At 57.9% G+C, this 764-nt stretch carries 1 protein-coding gene; it reads right to left on the minus strand.

What is annotated here, in order from left to right; all coding sequences use genetic code 11:
* Positions 1-211: 211 nt before the first annotated feature.
* Positions 212-640 (minus strand): hypothetical protein, encoded by a 429-nt coding sequence (locus GHO42_RS03810; protein ID WP_153384118.1) that lies wholly within the window; start codon positions 638-640, stop codon positions 212-214.
* Positions 641-764: the final 124 nt, after the last annotated feature.

The following is a 764-nucleotide window of genomic DNA, read 5'->3' on the forward strand; positions in this document are numbered from 1 at the left end:
ACCCCGTACCAGCCGAAGACATCAAAGTGTCCCTTCTGGAAGCCCACGTACAGGAAATACACCACCGCCATAAGGCCCGCGTTACGGCAGGCACTGCCAAACGTCATACGCATTGCGACACCTTCTTGGCCCGTCCGGGCGGGTTCCTTTCTATTCGTTATGCGCTCCCGTGTTACTAGTAGCAACAACCGGTCTAACGATATTTTCGCGGCTAAAATCCGGCGGCAGCTCGAGCCCGCAATTTCATGACGGTTCGCGCTGAAAGTCCCCTAATGTCCTCGCCATGAAAAACCATGTGCGCCCGATGCGACTTGGTTTCCGCGTCCCAATCATCCAGATCATCGATCAGGAAGGCGTGATTGCCTAGGTACGCTGCCGCCAAGTCAGCGGCCAGGCTGCGGGCGGGTTCGCCTGCCGTTTCGAAAACCCAATCCAGAATGTCACTCATCTGCTGGGCGGGGGCCCGGGGTACAACACCCTTGGCCTGATCCTGGACGAATGTGTTGTAAAGCTGTGCGCCAACCTCGGGATCTTCTGCCGGGTTGCCCGGGCAGAGCCTGGGCTCCCAGGGAATCAGATACATCGATTGGCCGAGAACGTCCTGCAGGACGTAATCCGACGGCTTTACCAAACGTTGCATGAGATGGCTCCTTAAAAAATCGCATGGTAGCGCATCCCGAGCAGCCAAAAGCTGCTCGGATAAACCGCCACCTCTGGTGGCGTGAACAGCCTGACAGACGCCTCCCGAGCCCACGAGACGCTCA

It is taken from the genome of Pseudomonas sp. FSL R10-0056, from assembly GCF_009600105.1.
Classification (GTDB): domain Bacteria; phylum Pseudomonadota; class Gammaproteobacteria; order Pseudomonadales; family Pseudomonadaceae; genus Aquipseudomonas; species Aquipseudomonas bubulae.

Excerpts from the sequence above, each read along its gene's own strand:
- GHO42_RS03810 (WP_153384118.1), bottom strand. The coding sequence starts at position 640 with ATGCAACGTTTGGTAAAGCCGTCGGATTACGTCCTGCAGGACGTTCTC.